We start from the raw sequence: 20,186 nt of genomic DNA, 5'->3' as shown, positions 1-20,186 counted from the left end.
GATCGAACCGCGGAATCAACGTCAGTGTGGCGCCCGCGCGGACCGCGGCGTTGAGCCCGCAGGTGAGACCGAAGACGTGGAACAGGGGCAAGCAGCCCATGATCACGTCGTCCGGACCGATCTCGATCAACGTCTCGGACGTGGTCGCCGCGTTGGAGGAGAGATTGTGGTGGGTGAGCTCCGCTCCCTTGGGCTGCCCCGTGGTACCGGAGGTGTAGAGGATGACGGCGGTGTCGTCGTCCGCGCGCTCGACCGGTTCCTCGATCGGGGTACCGCTCAGGTCGGCAGGGCCGGTCGCCGCGACGACGATCCCTGTGATCCCCATGGTCTTGGCGGCCTCGGGCACCACCTCGCCGGAGCCCTCCCAACCGTAGACGACCTTGGTGCCCGAGTCGCCCAGGTAGTACTCGACTTCGCGCGCCTTGAGCAGCGGGTTCATCGGCACCACGATCGCGCCGGCGAGCAGCGCGCCGTAGAACAGGACCGGGAAGGCGGGCACGTTCGGCAGCACGAGGCCGACCCGGTCGCCCGGCTTTACTCCTCGTTCGCGCAGGTCGCCGGCCACGGCCGCGGCGGCGGTGTGCAGGGCCGCGTAGTCCAGCGAGTAGCCGTCCAGTCTGATCGCCGGGTGCCGGGGCTGCGAACGGGCGGCCGCGAGCAGGTTCATGGCCAGATTCATGGTCGGTCCTTTCCGGATGGGTCGGCGAGATAACCGGCGGCGACGAGGCGGGGAAGCAGCCCGCCGGCGTCGAGGATCTCCAGCATCATCGGCGGGACGGGGCTGAAGGCGGCCTCGGTGTCTCCGTTGCGGAGCAGGCCGGCTTCCAGGTCGAGGGTGATGACGTCGCCCTCGGTGACCATGCCGCTGACGCCGGGGACGGTGACGGCGGGCAGGCCGTGATTGATCGCGTTGCGGTGGAAGAGGGAGTTGAAGTCCTCGGCGACGAGCGCGCTGATGCCGAGATAGCGCAGCAAGGCCGCGACCTGACGGCTCGAACCGATGCCGAAGTTGCGGCCCGCCACGAGGATGTCCCCGGGACGGACCTGCGCGGCCCAGCCGGGCCGCAGGTCGTAGAGCACATGTGTCGCCGCCTCGGGGACGGGCAGGCGCATCGCGAACCCGGGGTACAGGGCGTCGGTGTCGATGCTGTCCCCGATCACCCAGGTCCGGCCGGTGATCGTGTGGCTCATGCCAGGACCTTCCTCGGGTCGGTGATGCGTCCGGTCACGGCGGAGCCGGCCACCGTGGCGGTGGAGGCCATGTAGATCTCGGCGTCCGGGCTGCCCATCCGGCCGCGGAAGTTGCGGGTGCTCGAGGTCAGACAGACCTCGCCCGCGCCGAGGACGCCCATGTGGTAGCCGAAGCAGGCGCCGCAGGTGGAGTTCGTGACCACGGCCCCGGCGTCTGCCAGGGTTTGGACGTACCCGAGGCGGACTGCGTCCCGGTAGACCTGCTGCGATGCGGGAGTGACGATCAGCCGGACGCCCCGCGCCACCTGTCGGCCGTCGAGGATGTCGGCCGCGATGCGCAGGTCTTCGAGCTGGCCGTTGGCGCAGGAGCCGATGAAGCACTGCTGCACCGCACGCTCCTCGATCTCGGGGATGGGAACCGCGTTCTCGCTGACCTTGCCCGGGCGGGCGACGTACGGCACGAGGGCGCCGAGGTCGATCGTGCGGGTGGCGGCGTACACGGCGTCCGGGTCGGGGTCGGCGGGGGTGAACGAGTCGGGGGCCCCGTGCTCGGCCAGGTAGGCGGCGCAGTGCTCGTCGAACTCGAAGACGCTGAAGTCGGCGCTGACCTCCGCACCTTGGGTGGCGATGGTGCGGCGGTCGTTCATCGGCAGCGAGGCGAGCCCCGGACCGCCGAACTCCAGCGTGTGATTGGTCGCGTCTCCCCAGGTCCCGGCGAGGTGGAGGAAGACGTCCTTGCCGCTGATCCCGGGAGGGGGCGCGCCGGTGAGTTCGTAGCGGATCGTCGGCGCCACGCTGTACCAGGTCTGCCCGGTGCAGAGGATCGAGATGATCTCGGCGGGCCCCAGCCCGCGAGCGGCGTTGTTGTAGGCACCGCCGGCGCAGGTGTGGGAGTCCGTGCAGGTCAGGACCTGCCCGGGGAGAGCCAGGGCGTTCTCGGCGATCACCTGGTGGCAGATGCCGTGGCGGCCGACGTCGAAGAACCGCTCGATCCCGAACCGCGCGGCGAACTCACGGGCGAGCACCCCCGCGTTCGCATCCACGACGCTGGGAGCCGGGACTGCGTGGTCCAGGATGATGGCGGTCCGCTCCGCGTCGGCGATCTTCAGCGGATCAGGCCATTGGGTGAACATGAGGTCGATCAAGATGTTCATGTCGACCTTGGCGACCACGGTGTCGCCGGCGTGTACCGCGTCGCTGCCCGAGGCTCGGGCCAGGATCTTCTCGACCATGGTCATACCCATTGGGTCTCCTTCGGTGGTCGCGGCGGATCAGCGGTAGCGTTCGCCGAGCGCGGCCCAGTCGTCGAAGCCGACCGCGCGGAATATGCCGAGCGGGCCGTCCCCGAGGTATGGGTCCTCCCCGCCCAGGTCGACCAGGGCTGCGGCCATCGCGGCGGTGACGGGCTGGAGCAGCGCGCCCGGGTAGATCGCCATACGGAACCCGAGCTTTTCGAGGTCGGCGTCCGGGACGGCGGGGGTCCGTCCCGCGGGGACGACGTTGAACACCAGGGGGGCTTGCACCTCGGCGGCGATGCGTTCGATCTCCGCCACCGATTGCGGAGCTTCGACGAAGATCATGTCTGCCCCTTCGGCCGCGTACCGGTGGGCGCGGGTGAGGGCCTCCTCCAGTCCCGCGGGTCCGCGCGCGTCGGTGCGGGCGATGATGACGGTGTCGTTCTCCCTGGCGTCGAGGGCGGCGGCGAGCTTGCGGACGAAGTCGTCCGCGCTGATGACCGACTTGTCGGTGAGGTGCCCGCAGCGCTTGGGGAAGTCCTGGTCCTCGAGCTGGATCGCCGCGACACCGGCGCGCTCGTAGGCCCGCACCGTCCGCACGACGTGCATCGGGTTGCCGTAGCCGGTGTCGGCGTCCGCGACGACGGGGAGTCCGCTGGCCTCGACCACGACTTCCGCACGGTCGGCCATCTCCGTCGCGGTGGCAAGGCCGATGTCGGGCAAGCCGTAGCCTGCGGCCACCGCTCCGGCGCCGGTCAGGTAGGCGACCTGGAAACCTGCACGTCGGACGAGGTGGGCGCCGATGCCGTCGTAGACACCGGGCGCGCGGACCATGCCCGGTTCGGACAACAGCCTGCGCAGTCGGGCGGGTGCGGTGGTCATGGTGGTCGCCTCTCTGGTCGTCACGACGCCCTGGCAATCGGGACGTGCGTGAGCTCGTACGCGCGGATGGCCGCCTCGTGCTGGAGGGTCACGTCGATGCCGTCCAGCCCGTCCAGGAATCGCTGCCGGGTGTCGGCGTCCATCCGGATCGGGGCTTCGATTCCGGCTGCGCGGACGGTCAGGTCAACGAGGTCCACCGCGATGGGCAACGCCGGGTCGGCCTCGACGGCGTCCATCAGGCTGCTCACCTCGTCGTCCGCCAGCACGGCGGCGACGAGTCCGGACCGGACAGCGTTGTCGGCGAAGATGTCGCCGAAACGGGAGGCGATGACGACTGCGAAACCGTGGTCCTGCAGCGCCCAGACGGCGTGCTCACGCGACGAGCCGGAGCCGAAGTCCGCGCCGGCGAGCAGGATTGTGGCTCCGGCATGGGCCGGATCGGCCAGCGGGAAACCCGGCTCTGCCCGCCACGCGGCGAAGAGGTGCTCGGCGAAGCCCGTCCGTGTCGTCCGCAAACAGTGCCGGGCGGCGATGATCTGGTCGGTGTCGATGTTCGTGCGACGGATCGCCACCGCACGACCCGTGATCGAGGTGATGGGTTTCATGCTGTCTCCAGGGTCGACGGCGCGGTGAGGCGGCCGGCCACCGCCGTCGCGGCGGCGGTGGTGGGCGAGACCAGGTGAGTACGGCCGCCCCGGCCTTGGCGGCCCTCGAAGTTGCGGTTGGAGGTCGAGGCGCACCGCTCCCCCGCCGCCAGGGAGTCGTCGTTCATCGCGACACACAGTGAGCAGCCGGCCGTACGCCACTGCGCGCCGGCCTTGCGGAACACCTCGTCGAGTCCTTCGGATTCGGCGGCGCGCTTGACGGCGGCCGAACCGGGGACGACGAGCATGCGCACCCCGGGCGCGATGCGGCGGCCGTCGAGGACTTGGGCGGCCGCCCGGAGGTCCTCGATGCGTCCGTTGGTGCAGGACCCCAGGAACACCACGTCGATCGGGATCTCCCGCATCGGGGTTCCCGGAGACAGATCCATGTACGTCAGAGCTCGTTCGGCTGCGCGCCGGCCGGCTGGATCGGGGGCATCGGCCGGGTCCGGGACCGCGCCGCTCAGCTCGACGACCTGGCTCGGGTTCGTGCCCCAGCTGACGAAGGGGGACAAGGTCGTCACGTCGATGTCGACGCTGCGGTCGAATTCGGCATCGTCGTCGCTGCGCAGCGACTTCCACGATGCGACGGCGTCGTCCCAGGCTTTCCCGGTCGGTGCGTACGGCCTGCCGCGAAGGTACTCGACGGTCACGTCGTCGGGAGCGATCATGCCTGCCTTCGCACCCGCCTCGATCGACATGTTGCACAGCGTCAGCCGCGCTTCCATCGACATCGCCTCGACGGCGGGCCCGCGGTACTCGATCACATGGCCTTGCGCACCTCCGGTGCCGATCCGGCCGATGATGGCCAGTGCCACGTCTTTCGCCGAGACACCCGTCGGCAGCGCGCCGTGCAGCGTCACGGCCATGGCCCGGGGCTTGGCGAACGCGACCATCTGCGTCGCCAGCACGTGCTCGACCTGGCTGGTACCGATGCCGAAGGCGAGCGCCCCGAACGCGCCGTGCGTGCTCGTGTGGCTGTCGCCGCACAGGATGACGCGGCCCGGCTGGGTGATGCCGAGTTCGGGTCCGATGACATGCACGATGCCCTGGCCCTCCGTGCCCGACCGGTGCAGCGGGATTCCGAACTCGGCGCAATTGCGCCGCAGGGCCTCCACCATGGTCGCCGCCACCCCGGTTCGGCCCAACTGGCCGCGGGTGGGGACGACATGGTCCTCGGTCGCGAGCGTGAGGTCGGGTCGGCGGACCGTGCGACCGGCCAGGCGCAGGCCTTCGAACGCCTGGGGGCTCGAGCCTTCGTGGAGCAGGTGGAAGTCGACGTAGAGCAGATCGCTGCCCGTGGCGCCGCGGTGCACCACGTGGGCGTCCCAGATCTTGTCCAGCAGGGTTGCCATCGCTATGCCGTCGCCTCGCTCGTAGTGCCCGGCGCCCGCCCGGCCGGGGCACCGTCGTAGCCGAGGCGGCGCGACAGGGCCCGGGCGGCGTCGCCGATGAGTGGACCGAAGTCCTCGGCCGCCGCCCGGTCGAGGCGGGACGAGGGGCCGCCGACCGCGATGGCCGCCACGACCGTGCCGCTCGCGTCGAACACGGGTGCGGCCAGCGAGTTGAGGCCCGTCTCGCGCTCCTCCTCGGTCAGGAGCCAACCGTTCGCCCGCACGAACTCAAGCTGCCGGTCCAGGGCGGCCCGTGACTCGCCGGGCGCCTGCTCGGCGGTCTCGACGAGCACCGCGTTGAGCACCCGCTCGTCGTGGGCCATGAACACCTTGCCCGCCGCTCCCAGGTGCATGGGCATGAGCTGACCGACGTCACTGCGGTAGATGATCGACCGCGAGCTGAGCTTGACGATCACCGCCACCCTTGTGGTGCCGCGCCGGATGTAGAGCCCGGCCGTCTCGCCGGTCACGTCCCGCACGTGCGCGGCCACCGGTTCGGCGGCCACCAGCAGGTCCGAGCCGGCCGAGGCGGCCGACGCCCAGCCGAGCACACGGAGGCCGACGCAGTACTCGTCACCCGTCCGCTGCAGGAGTTCACTGGCCACAAGGGTGCGAACCAGGCGGGCGACCGTTGAGTTGGGCATGCCCGTCATCCGCCGGATGTCGCTCAACGACAGCCGGGTCTGCCCCGGGGAGAAGCAATCAAGGACGCGGACCGCCTTCTCCATGACGAGGATCGAGGGCTGGCCTTCAGACATCGTTCTGCTCTCCGTTTCCATCAAATGCGTAGCGTTCATGTGCGGCGCGCACCCGAGAATAAGCTGGTCAAGGTCGGCTCCCGCGGGGTGCCGGGCGGGGACCGAAGCGGTCACTGATGCGCCTCTCGAGCCACGTGAGCAGCAGGAAGGGCACGAGGGCCAGTAGGGCGATCAGGACGATCTCCCCGGCGATGTATTCCATTCGGGCGAGGGCGACATTGCGCAGGAGCTGCTGGCCGAGCCCCGACGAGCCCGCGAACATCTCAGCGACGATCAAGCCGAGGAAAGTGAACCCGAAGGTCAGCCGGAGCCCGGCCGCGACGGCGGGCATGACCGCGGGCCAGACGACCATCGGGAGAACCCGCAGGTCACCGACGCGGAGCGACGCGGCAAGCTTGAGCTGCGCCTGTGGGACCCCGCGGGCGGCCTCCGCCGCGATGAGGAACATCGGCAGCACCCCGGAGAAGAAGGCGAACGACCCGCAGCTCAGGTTCCCCAGGCCCAGGAACACGAAGAAGATCGGAAAGAGCGTCACCTTCGGCACCGTATTGACCGCGTACGCCAGCGGCAGAGCGACCCGTGACCAGAAGGGCCGCACCCCCAGCAGGGCACCGACAACTGCGCCGACGACGGCGGCGGAGAGGTAACTCTGGACGAGTACGCGCAGTGTGTCGAACACGCTCGCGCGAAACGAAGGCTGCGCCAGCTCCGTCACGAGGCTGCGCAGGGACTGGTCGGGGGTCGGTACGACGGCCGAGTCGGCCACCACGGCACCCGCCCACCAGACGGCGACAGCCACGAAAGCCACGACCAGGGCGGGCCCGCCACGGCCACCGATGGTGCGCGTTCGGCGTTTCAACGAGGGCGAGGCCTCGGCAAGGGCGGTCATCGGCGCCTCCAGTCCAGGTGGGCCGCCGCGCGGTCGACCACAGCGATCAGTACGAGTGAGAACGCGGCGACGAGGAAGATACCGGCGTACATGTCGACGGACATGAAGCCCGCGTACGCGGTGGAGATGAAGTGGCCGACCCCGCGCGTGGACAGGATGAACTCACTGGCCAGCACGGCGGTGATCGAGTACGCGAACCCGAGGCGGGCCCCGGCGATGATGTCAGGAAGTGCCGCCGGGAAGAGGACCAGACGCACGTACTGGGACCGGGACGTGCGGACGGCTGTCGCCAGCTTGTCCACGTTCTGGGGCACGGACGCGAACCCCAGGGAGGCGTGCGTGGTGACCACGACCGCGCTGAACGCGGTCGCTATCAGCAGGATCGGCATCAGACCGGTGCCGAACACGACGACCAGCAGCGGATAGAGCGCGAAGATCGGGACGGCGTAGAAGACCGACAGGTAGGGTCGCAGCGCCCGGTTCCACCACGGGTGACCGTGCATGAGGTAACCGAGCGCGATTCCGATGACCGCGGCCGCGGTGAAGCTCACCAGCACCGAGACGCTGCTCCACAGCAGGTGCTGCGTCAGAAACCCGGGATCCACGAGCAGTTCGGCGGCCCGCTCGGCCATCGTCGTGATGGGGACCAGTTCGTAGGAGCCGTCCAGTGCGAACCGGGCCGTCAACTCGACTGCGCCGAGCGCGGCGGCCACGATGATCGTCCGCCACGCCCAGGCCGGCAGACCGCCGGCCCTCGACCGGTCCAGCCGCAGGTACCCGGGGGCACCCCGGCGACCGGCCCTCATCGGGGCACTCCCATCGACGCCGAAGCCTCGGTCCGCAGCGTGGTCCAGATCCGGTCCACGGCCGCGGCCGCTTCCGGGAGGGCGAGGGTGTTCTGGGCGCGTGGCCGCGGCAGGTCCAGGACGATCTCGTCCAGGATGCGCCCCGGCCGGGCGCTCATGACCAGGACGCGATCGGACAGCAGGACCGCCTCCTGGATGCTGTGCGTGATGAACAGGACGCTCGCCGACAGCCGTTCGACGACGGCGAGCAGTTCGAACGCCATGAGGATGCGGGTCTGTTCGTCGAGGGCGCCGAACGGTTCGTCGGCCAGGATGAGATCCGGCTCCGTGATCAACGCCCTGGCGATGGCCACCCGTTGACGCATGCCTCCGGAGAGCTGGTGGGGGTGGTGGCCGGCGAACTCCGCGAGCCCGACGACGCCGAGGAGTTCCTGGGCCCGGGCACGGCGCTCCTTGCGGGGCACCCTCGCTGCCTCCAGCGGGAAGGCGACGTTGTCCAGGACGGTCCGCCACGGCAGGCACGCCGAGTCCTGGAACACGATCGCGGTGCGCTCTCGCGGCCCGGCCAGCTTCTCCCCGCCGACCTCGACCGTGCCCGCGTCCGGGACCTGCAGACCGCCGACGATCTCCAGGAGCGTCGACTTTCCGCAGCCGCTCGGGCCCACGACCGACACGAACTCGCCTGCTTGGAGGCGCAGGTCGACGGCTCCGAGCGCCTGCACCGGCCCGAAGGCCCGCACGACGCCCGTCGCCTCGACGTGCGCGGCTCCGGGGGGTGCGGCGCCTGCGGGGCGGGACGTCGTGTCCGCGTCTGTGTTCATCATCGGTTCTCCGTGTCCGTGGCGGCTGGAGGGGCGAAACCTGGTTCCGGTACGACCGTCATGCGCCGCACTTGGCCGGCAGCTCGGCGGTGGCGCCGCTGGGCAGGTACGAACTGTCGATGAAATCGCAGTACTTGACGTCGCCCTTGAACCCGCTGACCACGGCGGCCTCGGTGGCGCGCTTCAGCGCGGCGGAGTTGAAGCCCACGTTCCAGACGTTCGACTTGATCGCACCCTGGACCACCGAGACCGCTGCCGGGACAGGCAGGTCGACGTGCTCGGCGTAGATGCGCGCAGCGGCATCCGGGTTCTGGGTGATCCACTTCGCTGCCTGCTGCCAGCCCGCGAGGACGCCTCGTACCACGTCGGGGTGCTTCTTGGCGTAGGCCGGGCTGGTGGTGATGACGCTCTGCTGGAAGTCGGTGATGTACTTGCTCGTCGAGACGACCAGCTTGAACTTGTGCTCGCTGCGGCTCGCCAGCGACGGCGGCAGCCAGGCGACGTCGACGGTGCCCGCCTCCAGCAGGGCCTCCCCCTCGCCGACTCCGCCGGCGGCGATGCGCTCCGCCTTGGTGGGCAGCCCTGCCGCTTTCGGGAGCAGGAACGACAGTGCGTAGACCGAGGACCCGGGGTTGGTGTAGGCCCACTTCTTGATGTCGCGAAGGTCGTTGACCCGTGTGTTGTCGGCGCGGGCGTAGAAGTCGCCCCCGTAAGGTCCCTGCGCGCCTCCTCCGACCGCGAGCACCGGGATGCCCTGCGATGAGGCGTCAAGGACGGATTTGTATCCGATCTCGCCGATGGGGATGCCGCCGGAGAGCTGCGTCCGCAGCGTTGCGCTGCCGCCACTGCCCGCGACGATGTTCTTGACGACCACCCCGTGGTCGGCGAAGAAGCCCTCCTTCTGGCCCACCAGCCAGGGGAGGACGTAGAACTCCGTGGCCGCCAGCACGGCGACGTCGATCGTCACCGGGTGCTTCGGGTCGGCGCTCTCGGCACCACTTCCGCCGCCGCAGCCCGCGACGACCAGCAGTGCCGAGATCACGAGGGCGGCTCGAGCCGCGAGGCTTCGACGCATGACGTCCTCCGATGACTACATCGTGGCAACCCTTGCCACGAAGCAGCATGAAGGTAGATGCTGCCTTTACCTCAAGTCAACAAGTTGGACACACTGAGGGCAGTGGATCGGCTTGCCGGGAACGGGCACCGTTCCGGAATACGGCAATGCTTCCCACATAACGAGCAAGGAGGCTCGGATGGGCAGGCACGACATCAATGCCGACGCGAAGCGCGTCTTCGACACGATCACGGCCGGTGGCGCGGTGATCCTCCCCGGCGACATCGGGTACGGGGCGGGGGCGAGCTCACCGGAGGCACTGCAGCGGCTGTTCGTGGCCAAGCGCCGCGCTCCGCACAAGCGCCACGCGATGGTCGGCAACTACGAGCTGCACCGCGAGGTGCACGAACTCGGCAGTCGCGAGCAGGAAATCGTCGACGCGATCACCATCGACGCGGATCTGCCGCTCACCGTCGTCGCCGCCTACCGGGCGGATCATCCCGTCGTCGCGGCGGTCGAGGCCGATACGCTGGCCGCCAGCACGGTCGGAAACACCCTCGCACTGCTGGTCAACGGCGGTCGTCTCCAGGACGAGGTGGTCCGCCTCTGTCACCAGGCAGGTCTGCCGTTCCTCGGTTCGTCCGCCAACCTCACCGGCACGGGTACCAAGTTCCGCGTCGAGGAAATCCAGCAACCGATCATCGACGCCGTGGACCTGGTCATCGACTACGGCCTCCGCAAGTACCACCACTACCGACGCTCCTCGACCATCATCGACTTCAGCACGATGGAGGTCGTCCGCATCGGGACGTGTTACGAGCTCATCAGCGACATCATGGCCACTCAGTTCGGCATCACGCTGCCCGCCGACCCGGGGCGCGACGCCCTGCCCTCCGGTCATCTCCGCGAGCAGGCCCAGTGACCTGACGCTTCGCTTGCGAGCGGTCGGCGGAGCGCACACCCCGCGGATGAGGACGACCGCTCATCACATCGCCGCAGGTCCACGTGTCTCGCGGGTGGCCGGACGGCTTGCATGACCGCCTCCGACATGCCACCGGACGACAACACGCCCGCACGGCGATGCCTGCGAACAGGACAAACGCGAACCGCTGCCGGATATACATCACTTCCGGCAGCGGTTCGCGTCGTGGCTGCGCCTGAGGCGCGCAACTCATGCGGCAGGCCATGGCCGGCCGGGTCAGGTTGCCGGGCCAGGGCGTGCGGATGGGTCAGTTGGTACCGCGGTCCGCCTGCTCGACCAGGTCCGATACCGCCCCGGGGTGGCTGACCATGGCGGCGTGCGAGGAGTCGATCTCGACGGTGTGCGCGCCGATACGCTCGGCCTCCCAGCGCTGGAGGTTCGTGCTGTTCGCGTGGTCCTGCTTGGCGATCAGGAACCACGAGGGAATGGTCTTCCACGCGGCCGCCGTGGCCTTCTGGTTGAGGGCCGCCAGGTCGATCCCCTTCTGCGTGTCCGCCATGTCGGCCGCCACGGTCGGATTGACGTCCCCGGCGAAGGTGTCGCGGAACTTGGCCCGATCGATGTACGCGTCGGTGCCCTGGGATCCGTCCGGCTCCGTGAACTTCACCAGCTGCAGCGGGAGGGCGGGCGCGGGGTCGTCGACCTGGTGGGCCTTCAGGTCGGCCAGGGACTCGCCGACGTCCGGCACCGAGGCCGCCACGTAGACGAGGGCCTTGACGTCCGGGTCACCCGCGGCCGCCTGGGTGATGACCGCCCCGCCGTAGGAGTGGCCGACGAGGATGATCGGTCCGTTGATGCTGTTGAGGAAGTCGCGGACGTAGGCGGCGTCGCTGGGGAGGCCACGCAGCGGGTTGTTCGCGGCACGGACCGGATAGCCGTCCTTGCGCAGGTTGTCCATCGCGCCGTACCACCCGGAGGCGTCCGCGAACGCACCGTGCACGAAGACGACAGTCGGCTTGGGCGTGTCGACGTGGTGGTCGGCCACCGCGGCGCCGGCAACCGGGATGGAGACGGCGGCTACGGCGGTGAGAGCCGCGGCAACGAACGCTGATCGCCGAAGGGCAGGCAGAGTCACAAGAACCTCATAGATAGAACGATCTGTCTTTCAAGGGACAGCGTGCCACAAGAGCCGCATATATGCAAGGCAGAACGTTCTTTCTACATCAAAGCCCAGTACGACACGGCCATTTCGAGGTCAGGTCCCTGCTCAGCAACCCGCTCACGCGGATCTGCTGTCCTTCGCCACCACGAGGGCGCGCGCGGCGGGCATCGACAACCGCACCGGCAGTCTCACACCGGGGAAAGAGGCCGACCTGAACGTGATGCGGCTCGACCACACCAACCTCCTGCCCGCAACAGACCCGGCCGCCTCGAACGTGGCCGGAGGCCACGGTGAAGCCGCTTTCACGCAAGCCTCGGTTTCCCGGGACCGCCTGTTCCACGCGGCAGGCATCCACCTCCCCGCCCGAGCCGCACGCGAGCGAAGACGCCACGCCACGCACGGTCAGCCGGCCGACAGGTGCGGATATGCGACATCGCCGGGCATTCCTGGGAGTTGGCGTCACTACCTGTCCGCCGATACGCGGTCGCCCGGCCGAGCGGGCGGCTCTGGTGGGACCGGACTTGATGGCGGCGCGAGTCCGAACCACCGGGCCCGTGGGCTGTGTTGCGGGCCGGCCGCTGGACAGTGATCGCGGTGAGGGAGCCTGGCAGCCAGAGTGCCCCATCGGGTCGCCCGACTCACCGGGTGTCCGTTCGGTCCACTACCGGTGTTCGACGGCGACGGCGAGATGGGCCCTGAAGGCGGGGGTCCCATCTCGCCGTGCCTGACTTCAGTGACGGGCTGCGCGGCCTCAGTAGGTGAAGGAGACGCCGCGAAGTCGGGTGGGGGTGAGGTCGGTGTAGCGAACGATGTCGTTCATCACCGCCTCGCTCTCCGGCGAACTGAACGCCGCGCGGGCGGCCTCTTCATCGCGGAAATGGTTCACCGCCACGACCACGATGTCCCCCTCACCCTTGGGGTAGACAGCGGTGCTTGACTCCAGGCCGTACTGCTCCCAGGACTCGCGCACCAGCGGCAGGTGCTCGGACTCGAAGTATTCATGATCGAACCGGAAGTCCTCTCCGTTCGACCTGTAGATCACGAAGACGGTTTCCATGGGTTTCCTCTTCCCTCACTTTCCAGTGCACGGCCGACGCATCCAGACGCGGCCGTCGGGGGACTACGCGGGCAGACGGCCCAGGAAGTCGAGCAGCAGAGCACAGAAGGCTTCGGGCTGTTCCAGCGGAGCGAGGTGCCCGGCGTCCGGAAGGACGACGACCTCGCCGGCCCCGAGCTCGTCACTCAGGCCCGCTCCGCCTTCGAAGAAGTCAGGCATGTCGAGTTCACCGACGCCGACCAGCGCCGGAACGGTCAGCTCGCGCAGGACGCCCGTGCCCGTGCCCAACGGGTCCGCCGCCGGCTTCGGTTCGCCGTATGCGATGCGCGCGGCCAGTTGGCTGCGCATCATGACGGCGGCGTGCTCGCGTATGTCGGCCGGTGCCTTCGGCGACGTCCAGGCCTCGACACCGGCCTGTACGGCGGCTTCGATGTCGCCGGCCTCCAGCGCGGCCCGCTCCCTGTCCCACGCGACCAGCAGGCGGGAGGATGGCGGCAGGTCATGCGGCCGGTAGCCGATGGACACCAAACCCTTCACACGCCGGGGTTCTGTGACGGCGGTCTGGAGCGCCACCAGAGCGCCGAGCGAGTTCCCGGCGAGGGTGCAACGGTCGACGCCGAGGTGGTCGAGTGTCTCCAGCACATCGGCCCAGGGAGCCACCCCGTCCCGGCTGGCCGTGGCAGCATCGCCGTGGCCGGGCAGATCCAAGGCGACGGCCCGGACGCCGGCTTCGGCGAGCAGGGGAAGGTGTGCCCGCCACATCGTGCGGTCGGCAGGCCTGGCGTGCAGCAGCACGACCGTCTCGCCTTGGCCTGTTTCATCAAACGGAAGAATCACGTCGAAGATCTTTCTCCGAGGGCGAAGGGCAATTGCTCCGGGAATCCGGGTCTGGGCGGCATCGCGCGTGCATACGGGCGACCCGGCTCACGCCCGGAACCGGACTGCTGCGGCACAGTCGGCCGCCGGACGTTCTTCGGGATGCGGAAGAACGTCCGTATCACTTAATGGCTGACGGGACTTGGACGCGGGCACCACGACCTCGCCTCCCGCACACCACGCTAAACGGCGGTGAGTGCGAGGGCATGGGTGCACTGCACCCACCTACCGCCTCACTCAGACGTCGTCACCGAACTTCGGCGCCAGCGGGGAGACGACGCCCATGAACACCCCTAGATTCCGAGGTGCTCTTCGATCACCGAGGACCGGTGGGGTGCCGGCAAGCGCGGCCCGCATGTTGACCGCGGCGAGCATGACGCCCATGAGCAGCAGCGCCGGCTGCGTCCACCGGCTCCTCTCGTGTCTCGCCGTACGCGGCGCGCGCCTCTGCGGAAGGCTTCCGGTGCCCACGGCACCGTCGGCGATCCGGCCGACGGACGTGGGTGCGGCCCCGGAGCGGGGGTTGCGCGAGGACACCAGGAAGCCTTTCTGCGAGCGTGGGCTATGCGGCCGCGTCCAGTTCCGCCAGCTCCGTCTCGGTGAGGCTCAGTCGGGACGAGTCCAGGTTCTCCTCCAGGTGGGCGACCTTGGAGGTGCCGGGAATGGGGAGCATGACCTCGGAGCGCGCCAACAGCCAGGAGAGTGCCACGTTGGACGGAGTGGTGTCGTGCGCAGCCGCGATGCGGTCGACCGGCCCGCCGGGGCGGGCCAGCTCGCCCGCGGCCACGGGCGCCCAGGGGATGAAACCGATACCGTGCCGTGTGCAGTAGTCCAGGACGTCGGCCGAGCTCCGGTCGGTGAGGTTGTACCGGTTCTGGACCGTGACGATGTCCGCGATCCGACGGGCCTGCTCGATCTGGTCGACCGTGACCTGGGACAGCCCGATCGCGACGATCTTGCCCTCGTCCTGGAGGTTCTTCAACTCGCCGACCTGGTCCTCCAACGGCACCTTCGGGTCAACGCGATGGAGCTGGAACAGGTCGATCTGGTCCAGGCCGAGCCGGCGCAGGCTCATCAGCGCCTCCTGGCGGAGGTACTCCGGGCGACCGACCGGCGGCCATGCCTTGGACGCGAGGCGCACCAGTTCATCGCCCCGCCTGATGATGTCCGGGCCATTGCGCGTCAGACCCGCCTTGGTCGCGATCAACACATCCTGCGGGTAGGGGTGGATGGCCTCCCGGATGATCTCTTCGCTGATGTAGGGGCCGTAGGAGTCGGCGGTGTCGATCAGCTGCACGCCGAGTTCGACGGCACGCCGCACGACACGCACGCACTCCGCACGGTCCTCCGGTTCGCCCCACACCCCGAGCCCGGTCAGCCGCATGGCGCCGAAGCCCAGACGAGCGATCTTCTTCCCGGCTATCTCGTAGGTGCCAACGCGGTCGGCGAGGGATGTGGTCATGGTCGGGTGTCACCTTTCTCCAGAGCTGTCTCCTGGTCGGAGTTCTCGGCATCGGCAGTCGCCTGCTCGGCCAGACGGCGAAGGAGGACCAGGCCGTCTTGGCTGGCGCTGCCGGGTTCGGCGCTGTAGACGGACAGATGCTGCCCAGGGGCGCTGGCGACCGCCAGCGTCTCGAAGTGCAGCCGCAGTTCCCCTACGCGCGGGTGCACGAAATGCTTCTTCTCCCGGGTCCGTGGACGCACCTCGTAACGAGCCCACAGGTTCGCGAACGCCGGACTGTGCAGGGTCAGTTCGCCGACGACCCGCTCGATGTGCTCATCCGAGGGGAACTGTGAGGACGATGCCCGCAGATTGCTCACCGCGAGCCGAGACGCGGCGTCCCAGTCGCCGTAGAAGGACCTCGCGTACGGGTCCAGGAAGATCATGCGCAGCAGGTTGTCGTACCGGGCGAACCCGCGGTACAGCTCCCGCGCCATCGCGTTCGCGCCCAGGATGTCCTGCGCGGCGCCGACCAGGAAGGCGGGTACGTCCGGCATGCTGTCCATCAGCCGCAACAGCTCCGGAGCGACGGTCAGCGACGCGGCCGCCCCCGCCCCGAACACCGGAAGGCCGAGCCGGAACAAATGCGAAGCGGCGGCGTCATCCAGCCGCAGCGCACTGGCGATCGACCGCAGCACCTGGTCGGACGGATGTCGTTCTCTGCCCTGCTCCAACCGGATGTAGTAGTCCGTGCTCACCCCAGCGAGCAACGCCACCTCGTCACGCCGGAGTCCTGGCACCCGCCGTGGACCGTCGTCAGGCAGACCGACGTCCTGCGGCCGGACCAGAGCGCGTCGGGCACGCAGATAGTCACCGAGCTTGTTCTCACTGTCCACGTTCACGACCCTAGTGCGGACCGGCTGCCGGGGCCTGGGTGCAGTGCACCCAGGCTGACCAGAGGCAACGCTGTGGCAGTCCCCCGGTCAGTCCGGCGGCTCGGACTCGACGCGCCAAACACGCAGGTGGCGCTGTGTGGCTTCCGTGCGAAAGCCTTCCCGGAAGGCGGTCACCGCGCTGCTTGTTCGCGTGGTAAGACATCGCCGCCACCGCGGACCGTACGACCCGCGGTGCCACTGACCAGGACGAGGTCGCCGACTGCGGGAGTTCATCGACACCCACGACTGGATCACCTGCCAGATGGTGCCGGTCTACGCACCGGACCCCTGACCCGTCGAGAGCATCTGCTCCCTGCTGCGGCGCAGCGGCCAGGTCAACGCCGTCTTCACCGCGTGTCAGAGGTCGAAGAACTGAGTGATGATGTCCGCTGTGTCGAGCTGGTGGCTGGTCTTGCCGACGAGTGCCGGCGCGGAGGAGGGACCGGGAACGGTGTGGCCGCCTCCGTGGATGGTGTAGAGGACCACCGGGGGCGCATCTCTTACCTCATACATGGTGCGTTCGACCTCGGTGGGGTCGGCCGTTGTCTTCTTCGGCAAGCGTGTGGTCGTGGGTTCGGTGGTGATCCCATTGCGCTCGGCGAAGTAGCGAGCCGTGCGGGTGGCCGACCAGCTCGATCCACCTGCTTTGAAGATGGTGCGCAGGGCCCAGTTCATGGTGCCGCCCTGGTAGGAGACGATGGGGTCCTTGGTGCCGTGTATCAGCAAGACAGGCAAGGAAGCCCAAGGTGCCTCACCGGCGAGGAAGTTCTCCGGTGCGGGCATGGTTGCGGCGATCACCGTCGCACCGGCCAGCAGGCCGGGGGTTTCGTGGGCGAGACGTATGACCATCTGGCCGCCGTTGGAGTAGCCGACCGCATAGACACGGCTGGTGTCGATGCGCCGGTCCGAGGCGTACGTGGCGATGACCGCGCGGGCGAAGCCGACATCGTCGATGTCGGCTCGGCGGGCCGGAAAGCGGCTTTCGCGGCGGGCGTCGTTCCAGTTGCCGCGATAACCGTCGAGGTAGGCGACCAGTGCACCGCGGGCGGCGAGCGCGTCGAAGACGCCGCCGGTGAAGGCGCGATGCTTGTCGCCGGTCTGGCCGGAACCGTGGAACACGAGAATCAGTGGCTTGGCCTCGCCCGGAGCCGCGGTGCCGACAAGAGTGAAGGTGCGGGTGGCCTCGCCCACGGTGACACTGCCGCGGGTGGCTGTGAGGGTGCTGAGCATGGTGTTTCTCCGGTTCAGGCGAAGAAGTCGATCAAGGTGCGGGCCATCCATTCGGGCGCTTCCTCAGGCACGAAATGTGCCGCACCCGGTGCGACGGCGCCTGTGGTCTTCGGGGCAACCTGCCGCACCGCCTGCTCGACGCCCTCACGCATGCCGTGCTCGCCCCCGATCGCCAGAACCGGAATGTCCAGAGGCCCCTCGGCGGCCAGCGCGACCACCTGGTCCCCGGACTCTCCCGCGCGGTAGAACTCGAAGCTCGCGTGCAATGCGGCGGGGTCGCGCAGGGCGTCGACGTAGACGTCCACCGCAGTCTGCGGGATGGCCGTAGGACTAGCGGCTTTGGTGGCGAACTGGTAACCGAAGTAGATCTCCTCGCGGCCGGACACCATGCGCTCGTTGATCTCGGCCAGACGGTTGAAGACGAAGTGCCAGGCCAGCTCGTTGACCTCGGGAGGCATGAGCAGTGGGGGCATCGGACTGAAGCCAGGGAGGACCGCTTCGGCCAGCACGAGCCTGGTCACCCGGTCGCGATGGCGAGCGGCGAGCACGTAGCCGACCATCATCCCCATGTCGTAGCCCGCGACCTGGAAGCTGTCGTGGCCCAGGGAGGTCATCAGGCCGGCCATGTCATCGGCCAGGGTGACCGCGTCGTACCCGCTGGCAGGCTTGCTGCTGGCACCCATGCCGCGCATGTCGGCGGCCACGACCGTGAAGTGCTCGGCGAGAGCGGGCATCATCAGCCGCCAGCAGTACCAGAACTGCGGCCAACCCGGCAACAGCAGCAGCGCCGGGCCGGACCCGCCGACCACGGCGTGCAGGTCGACGCCGTTCACCTCAACGGTGCGGCTGGTGAAGGTGTCACCGAATCCGGCGGGAAGGTGCGGGACCGCGTCCGCGGTGAAAGGCATAGGTGTCTCCTCGTGCGGACCCAACCGTAAGTGGATGAGTCATCCGCTTCAAGGTAACACAAGCGGATAGAGTATCTGGTTATGCTGTGGGTATGAGCACCCCGCCGTTGCGCAAGGACGCCGCCCGGAACTGGCGCCACATCGTCGAGACCGCCCGGCAGTATGTCGATGAGGGCAAATCTCTGCAGCTCAACGATGTGGCGCGGACCGCATCCATCGGCGTGGCCACCGTCTACCGGCACTTTCCGACGCCGGAAGCGCTGCTGGAGACAGTCGCGCTGCCCGCCATCGAGAGACTGCTGCGGCGAGCCGAGGACGCCGTGGCCGAGGACGACCCGTGGACGGCGTTGCGCGACTTCCTCGCCGCGGTGATCGAAGTCCTGCTGACCGACCCGGCGGTCCCTCCCGTGTTCGCCGCAGCCACTGACAGCCTGGAGCAGACCGGCGACCTCAAACGAGGGCTCGCCACAGCCTTCGCTGAACTGCTGGCACGCGCGCACGCGGCGGGAGTCATCGATCCCGGCGTCACCGAGTCGGACATGACCCCTCTCATGTGCGGCATCGCCTACTCCGCGAACATCCAGAGTGCCCTCGACCCGACCGAGCGAGCCGCACTCGGCCTGCGCTACCTCGACCTGCTCCTCACCGGCTTGCACCGCCCGTGATCACGAGAGTTCTCGGTAGGGGGCAGCACACCAGGGCGTCAGTCACGGCAGCTGTCGACAGCTGCTGCGGAGCTGTCTGATCATGGTGTGGTGTCGGCGTATGCGTGCCAATGGTGGAGGCAGAGGCGGGCGCGCCGTTGATGGCGGCGCCAGGTGGACCACCACAGCGGGTGCCCCTCCATGGGGTCGTTCCGGTCGGTCCGGGTGGCGCGCTCCAAGGCGGCGGTCCAGGAAGGCGTAGGCGACCAAAGCGATCCGCTACAGGTAGCAGGCTTTTAGGAACGGCCAAGGAGCGTACGCGCGAGCATCGCTTCTAGGGGGTCGGCGTAGTCGTCTTCCGCGATGCTCCCTTTGGTCGCGTCGTGCAGGACGGAGCCTTCTCGAACCCGCACGAGCACGGGAATTCCGTAGACGGAGGCGGAAGCGACAAGGCCGTCGATATCGTGCTCGCCCGCTCCGTCTTCGATTGGTACTTCGACGACGCGGTCGGGATGGTTGGGAGCGAAAGTGTTCAGCAGCGGGTGGCGGCTGCTGAGGGTGAAGGTTCGCCAGCGGCGGGCCGAGACGGGATCGGCTTTGGCTTGTCCGCGTTCGGTGCGATCACGGAGGCGTTTGATCGCGGCGAAAATGAGTGGTGCGGTCGTCGCCGTGGACGCCAGGCGATTGAAGGCAGCGGTCTCGAGTTCGAAGGCCGTGTCGATGGGCTCGCTGAGCGCTGCCAGGATCACTCCGAGGATCTCCTGGCGCGCTGCGGTGGTGAGGTGGTCCGTTGCCGCGTCAAGCTCTGCGCGGACGCGGGCGAGTTCGGCATCGAAGCCCGGCTCGCCAGGGACGCCACCAGGTACGCGGTAGCCGTCCTGTTCCCATCTCTGACCTTTCGCGCTCGCGCCTTCGTGCCGCAGCCAAGCCTTCGCTTTCGACTCGACCTCATCGCGGTTTGCGGCCAGGTCGTCGACGAGTTGTCGGCGTACACCTGAACGTCCCCACCCACGTACGGGCGAATGCGGCCAGTTGCGGATGTGTTGAGGGATCCTGGTCGGCACTCTGCTGCGTAGTCGGTGTGCTGCGGCAGGGGGTGGTCGACAGTGGTCTTGGATCCGCAGCGGTGGTCGGAACTTCGGCGGTTTCGTGGGCTGTTGGAGTCCGGGGCGATGAGCCTGTCGGAGATCGCCCGTGAGACGGGGCTGGACCGCAAGACGGTCCGCAAGTACCTCGCGGGTCCGGCGACACCACCGCGCCGTTCGGCCAGTGGCCAGGTAGTGCCCAGGAAGATCGACGAGTTCGCGCCGCTGGTCGACGCGATGCTGCGGGCCGAG

At 68.8% G+C, this 20,186-nt stretch carries 22 protein-coding genes; 2 read left to right on the top strand and 20 right to left on the bottom strand.

Annotated elements, in window-relative coordinates; translation table 11 throughout:
- From H293_RS0146930 to H293_RS0146880, 11 genes are all read right to left on the bottom strand, one after another.
- A partial coding sequence (locus tag H293_RS0146930) for an AMP-binding protein (RefSeq protein ID WP_020124690.1) occupies positions 1-679 on the bottom strand: 679 nt, incomplete at its 3' end.
- Positions 676-1,191: a LeuD/DmdB family oxidoreductase small subunit gene (locus tag H293_RS0146925; RefSeq protein WP_020124689.1), complete on the bottom strand. Its 516-nt coding sequence runs from the start codon at positions 1,189-1,191 to the stop codon at positions 676-678. The genes H293_RS0146925 and H293_RS0146930, both read right to left, overlap by 4 nt.
- Complete coding sequence (locus H293_RS0146920; RefSeq protein ID WP_028808825.1) at positions 1,188-2,435, bottom strand: aconitase/3-isopropylmalate dehydratase large subunit family protein; 1,248 nt, start codon at positions 2,433-2,435, stop codon at positions 1,188-1,190. The genes H293_RS0146925 and H293_RS0146920 overlap by 4 nt, the downstream gene beginning before the upstream one ends.
- A gap of 27 nt (positions 2,436-2,462) precedes the next feature.
- Positions 2,463-3,308, bottom strand: a complete 846-nt coding sequence (locus H293_RS0146915; RefSeq protein ID WP_020124687.1) for an isocitrate lyase/PEP mutase family protein — start codon at positions 3,306-3,308, stop codon at positions 2,463-2,465.
- 20 nt (positions 3,309-3,328) lie between these two features.
- On the bottom strand, positions 3,329-3,913 hold the full coding sequence (gene leuD / locus H293_RS0146910) for a 3-isopropylmalate dehydratase small subunit (protein WP_020124686.1): 585 nt from the start codon (positions 3,911-3,913) through the stop codon (positions 3,329-3,331).
- Positions 3,910-5,307 (bottom strand): 3-isopropylmalate dehydratase large subunit, encoded by a 1,398-nt coding sequence (gene leuC / locus H293_RS0146905; protein ID WP_020124685.1) that lies wholly within the window; start codon positions 5,305-5,307, stop codon positions 3,910-3,912. Before leuC ends, leuD begins: the two co-directional genes overlap by 4 nt.
- 2 nt (positions 5,308-5,309) lie before the next feature.
- Positions 5,310-6,104 (bottom strand): IclR family transcriptional regulator, encoded by a 795-nt coding sequence (locus tag H293_RS52015; protein ID WP_020124684.1) that lies wholly within the window; start codon positions 6,102-6,104, stop codon positions 5,310-5,312.
- A gap of 67 nt (positions 6,105-6,171) precedes the next feature.
- Positions 6,172-6,993: an ABC transporter permease gene (locus H293_RS0146895; RefSeq protein ID WP_020124683.1), complete on the bottom strand. Its 822-nt coding sequence runs from the start codon at positions 6,991-6,993 to the stop codon at positions 6,172-6,174.
- Positions 6,990-7,799 carry an ABC transporter permease gene (locus tag H293_RS0146890; RefSeq protein WP_020124682.1) on the bottom strand — a complete coding sequence of 270 codons (810 nt, stop codon included), beginning with the start codon at positions 7,797-7,799 and terminating at the stop codon, positions 6,990-6,992. Before H293_RS0146890 ends, H293_RS0146895 begins: the two co-directional genes overlap by 4 nt.
- The gene (locus H293_RS0146885; RefSeq protein WP_020124681.1) at positions 7,796-8,623 is read right to left on the bottom strand and encodes an ABC transporter ATP-binding protein; all 828 of its coding nucleotides are present in this window, start codon (positions 8,621-8,623) and stop codon (positions 7,796-7,798) included. Before H293_RS0146885 ends, H293_RS0146890 begins: the two co-directional genes overlap by 4 nt.
- A 55-nt stretch (positions 8,624-8,678) precedes the next feature.
- A complete protein-coding gene (locus tag H293_RS0146880; protein WP_028808824.1) occupies positions 8,679-9,695 on the bottom strand; it encodes an ABC transporter substrate-binding protein in 1,017 nt (338 codons plus the stop codon).
- Between the two features lie 178 nt (positions 9,696-9,873).
- On the opposite strand from H293_RS0146880, the gene H293_RS0146875 reads away from it, so the two are divergent.
- On the top strand, positions 9,874-10,596 hold the full coding sequence (locus H293_RS0146875; protein ID WP_020124679.1) for an L-threonylcarbamoyladenylate synthase: 723 nt from the start codon (positions 9,874-9,876) through the stop codon (positions 10,594-10,596).
- 307 nt (positions 10,597-10,903) lie between these two features.
- Here the strand turns inward: H293_RS0146875 and H293_RS0146870 are convergent, their stop codons facing one another.
- The 8 genes from H293_RS0146870 to H293_RS0146835 all read right to left on the bottom strand — a co-directional run bounded on the left by H293_RS0146870 (position 10,904) and on the right by H293_RS0146835 (position 18,205).
- Positions 10,904-11,731 carry an alpha/beta fold hydrolase gene (locus H293_RS0146870; protein WP_020124678.1) on the bottom strand — a complete coding sequence of 276 codons (828 nt, stop codon included), beginning with the start codon at positions 11,729-11,731 and terminating at the stop codon, positions 10,904-10,906.
- Between the two features lie 778 nt (positions 11,732-12,509).
- The gene (locus H293_RS0146865) at positions 12,510-12,815 is read right to left on the bottom strand and encodes an EthD family reductase (RefSeq protein ID WP_020124677.1); all 306 of its coding nucleotides are present in this window, start codon (positions 12,813-12,815) and stop codon (positions 12,510-12,512) included.
- Positions 12,816-12,878: 63 nt separating this feature from the next.
- Entirely contained in the window at positions 12,879-13,652 is a 774-nt protein-coding gene (locus H293_RS0146860) for an alpha/beta fold hydrolase (protein WP_028808823.1), read from the bottom strand.
- Positions 13,653-13,928: 276 nt separating this feature from the next.
- Positions 13,929-14,228 carry a hypothetical protein gene (locus tag H293_RS52010; protein WP_033416728.1) on the bottom strand — a complete coding sequence of 100 codons (300 nt, stop codon included), beginning with the start codon at positions 14,226-14,228 and terminating at the stop codon, positions 13,929-13,931.
- 25 nt (positions 14,229-14,253) lie between these two features.
- The gene (locus H293_RS0146850; protein ID WP_020124674.1) at positions 14,254-15,153 is read right to left on the bottom strand and encodes an aldo/keto reductase; all 900 of its coding nucleotides are present in this window, start codon (positions 15,151-15,153) and stop codon (positions 14,254-14,256) included.
- On the bottom strand, positions 15,150-16,028 hold the full coding sequence (locus H293_RS0146845) for a helix-turn-helix domain-containing protein (protein WP_028808822.1): 879 nt from the start codon (positions 16,026-16,028) through the stop codon (positions 15,150-15,152). The genes H293_RS0146850 and H293_RS0146845 overlap by 4 nt, the downstream gene beginning before the upstream one ends.
- Before the next feature lie 396 nt (positions 16,029-16,424).
- Entirely contained in the window at positions 16,425-17,348 is a 924-nt protein-coding gene (locus H293_RS0146840) for a CE1 family esterase (protein ID WP_106968618.1), read from the bottom strand.
- Complete coding sequence (locus H293_RS0146835; RefSeq protein WP_020124671.1) at positions 17,312-18,205, bottom strand: alpha/beta fold hydrolase; 894 nt, start codon at positions 18,203-18,205, stop codon at positions 17,312-17,314. Before H293_RS0146835 ends, H293_RS0146840 begins: the two co-directional genes overlap by 37 nt.
- 92 nt (positions 18,206-18,297) lie before the next feature.
- Here H293_RS0146835 and H293_RS0146830 point away from each other — a divergent pair, with 92 nt between their 5' ends.
- Entirely contained in the window at positions 18,298-18,870 is a 573-nt protein-coding gene (locus H293_RS0146830; RefSeq protein ID WP_020124670.1) for a TetR/AcrR family transcriptional regulator, read from the top strand.
- 275 nt (positions 18,871-19,145) lie between these two features.
- On the opposite strand, the gene H293_RS58895 is transcribed toward H293_RS0146830, so the two are convergent.
- The gene (locus H293_RS58895) at positions 19,146-19,913 is read right to left on the bottom strand and encodes a hypothetical protein (RefSeq protein WP_158694578.1); all 768 of its coding nucleotides are present in this window, start codon (positions 19,911-19,913) and stop codon (positions 19,146-19,148) included.
- Positions 19,914-20,186 lie beyond the last annotated feature (273 nt).

Source organism: Streptomyces canus 299MFChir4.1 (genome assembly GCF_000383615.1).
GTDB lineage: Bacteria > Actinomycetota > Actinomycetes > Streptomycetales > Streptomycetaceae > Streptomyces > Streptomyces canus_C.
Note: the sequence above shows the minus strand (reverse complement) of the source record. Positions and strands in the feature narration are given on the sequence as shown.

Coding starts and splice junctions, on each gene's coding strand:
- H293_RS0146925 (WP_020124689.1), bottom strand. CDS start 1,191: ATGAGCCACACGATCACCGGCCGGACCTGGGTGATCGGGGACAGCATC.
- H293_RS0146920 (WP_028808825.1), bottom strand. CDS start 2,435: ATGGGTATGACCATGGTCGAGAAGATCCTGGCCCGAGCCTCGGGCAGC.
- H293_RS0146915 (WP_020124687.1), bottom strand. CDS start 3,308: ATGACCACCGCACCCGCCCGACTGCGCAGGCTGTTGTCCGAACCGGGC.
- leuD (WP_020124686.1), bottom strand. CDS start 3,913: ATGAAACCCATCACCTCGATCACGGGTCGTGCGGTGGCGATCCGTCGC.
- leuC (WP_020124685.1), bottom strand. CDS start 5,307: ATGGCAACCCTGCTGGACAAGATCTGGGACGCCCACGTGGTGCACCGC.
- H293_RS52015 (WP_020124684.1), bottom strand. CDS start 6,104: ATGTCTGAAGGCCAGCCCTCGATCCTCGTCATGGAGAAGGCGGTCCGC.
- H293_RS0146895 (WP_020124683.1), bottom strand. CDS start 6,993: ATGACCGCCCTTGCCGAGGCCTCGCCCTCGTTGAAACGCCGAACGCGC.
- H293_RS0146890 (WP_020124682.1), bottom strand. CDS start 7,799: ATGAGGGCCGGTCGCCGGGGTGCCCCCGGGTACCTGCGGCTGGACCGG.
- H293_RS0146885 (WP_020124681.1), bottom strand. CDS start 8,623: ATGATGAACACAGACGCGGACACGACGTCCCGCCCCGCAGGCGCCGCA.
- H293_RS0146880 (WP_028808824.1), bottom strand. CDS start 9,695: ATGCGTCGAAGCCTCGCGGCTCGAGCCGCCCTCGTGATCTCGGCACTG.
- H293_RS0146875 (WP_020124679.1), top strand. CDS start 9,874: ATGGGCAGGCACGACATCAATGCCGACGCGAAGCGCGTCTTCGACACG.
- H293_RS0146865 (WP_020124677.1), bottom strand. CDS start 12,815: ATGGAAACCGTCTTCGTGATCTACAGGTCGAACGGAGAGGACTTCCGG.
- H293_RS0146850 (WP_020124674.1), bottom strand. CDS start 15,153: ATGACCACATCCCTCGCCGACCGCGTTGGCACCTACGAGATAGCCGGG.
- H293_RS0146840 (WP_106968618.1), bottom strand. CDS start 17,348: ATGGATGGCCCGCACCTTGATCGACTTCTTCGCCTGAACCGGAGAAAC.
- H293_RS0146835 (WP_020124671.1), bottom strand. CDS start 18,205: ATGCCTTTCACCGCGGACGCGGTCCCGCACCTTCCCGCCGGATTCGGT.
- H293_RS0146830 (WP_020124670.1), top strand. CDS start 18,298: ATGAGCACCCCGCCGTTGCGCAAGGACGCCGCCCGGAACTGGCGCCAC.